The following is a 2722-nucleotide window of genomic DNA, read 5'->3' as shown; positions in this document are numbered from 1 at the left end:
CCCCACGCCCCGCCCACTTTTCCCTGCCAGCATTGATTTTCACTGGTGGAGCGGGGCCCTCGCCCGACGGTTGGCCGAACCGGGGGCGACGGATTCAGGCTGTCGCGCCGACCCCGCCGAGTGTGTGAGCTACATCACGCTGGATGCCGGAAGACCCGGGTGGCACGGCGTCGCCGGACGGTCCGGCCTGGCCCCCGGCCGGACCATCGCCGGCCAGCAGCGGCCAGGCACGGTCCTTGTCGGAGATCACCGAGACGGGCAGCGGCCAGACGATGCCCAGCCGCGGGTCGTCGAAGCGCAGCCCACGGTCGTGTCCCGGCGTGAACGGGACGTTCATCTGATAAGTCGCCTCGGTGGAGTCGACGAGCGTCTGGTACCCGTGCGCCAGGCCCGCGTCGATGAACAGCGCCCGATGGTTGTCGGCCGAGAGCTCCACCGCCACGTGCCGCAGATAGGTCGGCGAGTCCGGGCGGGGATCGACGACGACGTCGAGCAGGGCGCCGCGGGTGCAGCGCACCAGCTTGGTCTCCCGCACCGGCTCCCCCGCCCAGTGCATCCCGCGGACGGTGCCCGCGGAGGCGTTGTAGGCCACGCTGCACTGGGCGACGTCGACCGTGAGCCCCGCGGCGGCGAACTCGCCGGCACAGAACGTGCGCGCGAACATGCCGCGGGCATCGGAGAATGGCTCGACATCGACGATCATCACCCCGGCGATCGGCGTCGACGTAATGATCATGGGTGGGCCCAGAACAGGTCGGCGTCGAGCTGGCCGGTGCGGATCAGGTACTGAAGCTGCTTGAGCCGGGTGTGCCCGCGGCCGGTGAACGTCTCGTTGTCGAGCTGGATGCGGGTGAAGACGTCGTGCAGCTGCTGGGCGCCCCTGAGCGCGTTCCAGTCGCAGGAGAAGCCGGGCAGGGTGGAGGCGATCTTGTCGAACGACACCCGGTAGCTGCGGTTGTCGCCGGCGTTGTCACCGAAACTCAGCGTGCAGCCGGTGAACACCGTGGCAACCGCGTCCGCGATCTCCTTCACCTGGTAGTTCTGCTCGCTGTCGCCGACGTTGAAGATCTGGTTGTGCACGATGCCGCGCGGTGCGGTCAGCACCAGGCGGATCGCCTTCGCGATGTCGAGCCCGTGGATCAGCGGGCGCCACGGGGTGCCGTCCGAGGTCATCGCGATCTCGCCGGTGGTCCAGGCCACCCCGGCCAGGTTGTTGAGCACGATGTCGAAGCGCTGCCGCGGGGAGGCACCGTAGGCGGTGGCGTTGCGCAGGAAGGTCGGCGAGAAGGTGTCGTCCGCCAGCGGGGCGACGTCACGCTCCACATAGACCTTGCACTCGGCGTAGGGGGTCTGCGGGTTCACCGGCGAGGCCTCGGTGACGTCCGCACCGGTCGCGACGCCGTAGACGCTGCAGGAGGACATGTAGACGAACCGTTCGACGCCGGCCTGCTTGGCCAGCTTCGCCAGCCGGACCGAGCCGACGTGGTTCACCTTGTACGTCACGTCCGGGGCGAGCGCGCCGAGCGGGTCGTTGGACAGCTCCGCCATGTGCACGACGGCGTCGACCCCCGCGAAGTCCTCGACCGTGAGATGGCGGAGGTCCTTGTCAAGGGTCAACGGGGTCCGGTCGACGCCGCGGTACAGCCAGCCGTACTTGTAGTAGCCGGTGTCCACGCCGATGACCTCGTGACCATCGCGCAGCAGCTCGGGCGCGAGCAGGCACCCCAGGTACCCCTCCGTGCCCGTCACGAGCACCTTCATCCGCGAGTCCTCCCCATCTCGGCAATGGCACAGGTCGGGTCCAATCGGACACCAGCGTTCCGGCCTCAAACCGTACCGAGTCGATCCCACGAGCCGGTCGCCGACATCCCGCAGTGGCGCGTCGGCGGTCTCAGCGTGCCGGCGGACGCGTCACCCGGACGGTCTCAACGCACCGGCGGGCGCATCACCCGCGCGGGAGCGGCGAAGACGGTCGAGCCCGCCGGCACGTCCGTCATCACGATCGAGCCCGGGCCGATCTTGGCGTCGTCGCCGATGCTGATCGCCCCGATGAGATGGATCCCGGGGGCGAGTTCGACCCGCTTGCCGATCTTCGGCACGTCCCGCGGGTCCGCCGTACCGCTCGCGTAGCCGATGGTCAGGTTGTGCCGCAGGGTGCAGTCGTCCCCGATCACGCAATGCGGCGGGATGAGGATTGCCTGGTGATGGCCGATGTGGACCCGGCGGCCGAGCCGCGCCTGCTCGTCGAGCTCGGCCCCGTACAGGTTACGGATGATCAGTTTGTTGACCACCTTGTAGAAGACGGTCACGATCCCGCGGACGGGCCGGCTCCGGGTGCGCCGCCACTGCCCGATGCGATAGACGGCGAGCACGTGCAGGCCCGGGTGGGCGAACGATTTGTAGTGCCGGCGCCAGTCCTCCTGCAGGATCTCCCACAGCCCGAGGTCGGAGGCATCCCGGGTGTCCTGATCGCCGGCCGGGCCACCGAAGATCTGCCGCAGTCGCTTCTGCACCATCAGCGGGGCACCTCTTCCGTCTTGCGGTCCCGCAGCCACGGCTGGGGGAGCACCTGGGGGGACAGCCCGGCCACGGCGCCGGACGGCTCGGCCACGACGACCCGGATGAGCCCAGGCGGCAGGTACGGTGACCGCGCATCACGGCTCCAGTACGTCGTCTCCGCAGCCGAGGTGATCCCGTCCGGAGGTGCGGGCACCACCCCGGC

The 2722-nt window shown here is 69.5% G+C and carries 4 protein-coding genes; all 4 read right to left on the bottom strand.

Annotation, left to right across the window (positions count from 1 at the left end):
* Positions 1 to 94: 94 nt before the first annotated feature.
* The gene (locus AC08OP_RS12620; RefSeq protein WP_476614364.1) at positions 95 to 736 is read right to left on the bottom strand and encodes a dTDP-4-dehydrorhamnose 3,5-epimerase family protein; all 642 of its coding nucleotides are present in this window, start codon (positions 734 to 736) and stop codon (positions 95 to 97) included.
* Positions 733 to 1761: an NAD-dependent epimerase/dehydratase family protein gene (locus AC08OP_RS12615; protein WP_476614363.1), complete on the bottom strand. Its 1029-nt coding sequence runs from the start codon at positions 1759 to 1761 to the stop codon at positions 733 to 735. Before AC08OP_RS12615 ends, AC08OP_RS12620 begins: the two co-directional genes overlap by 4 nt.
* A 164-nt stretch (positions 1762 to 1925) precedes the next feature.
* On the bottom strand, positions 1926 to 2516 hold the full coding sequence (locus AC08OP_RS12610; protein WP_476614362.1) for a serine acetyltransferase: 591 nt from the start codon (positions 2514 to 2516) through the stop codon (positions 1926 to 1928).
* Positions 2516 to 2722 (bottom strand): hypothetical protein (locus tag AC08OP_RS12605; protein ID WP_476614361.1); only part of this gene is annotated, 207 nt, incomplete at its 5' end. The genes AC08OP_RS12610 and AC08OP_RS12605, both read right to left, overlap by 1 nt.

The organism is Frankia sp. CeRuru1 (genome assembly GCF_977966315.1).
Note: the sequence above shows the minus strand (reverse complement) of the source record. Positions and strands in the feature narration are given on the sequence as shown.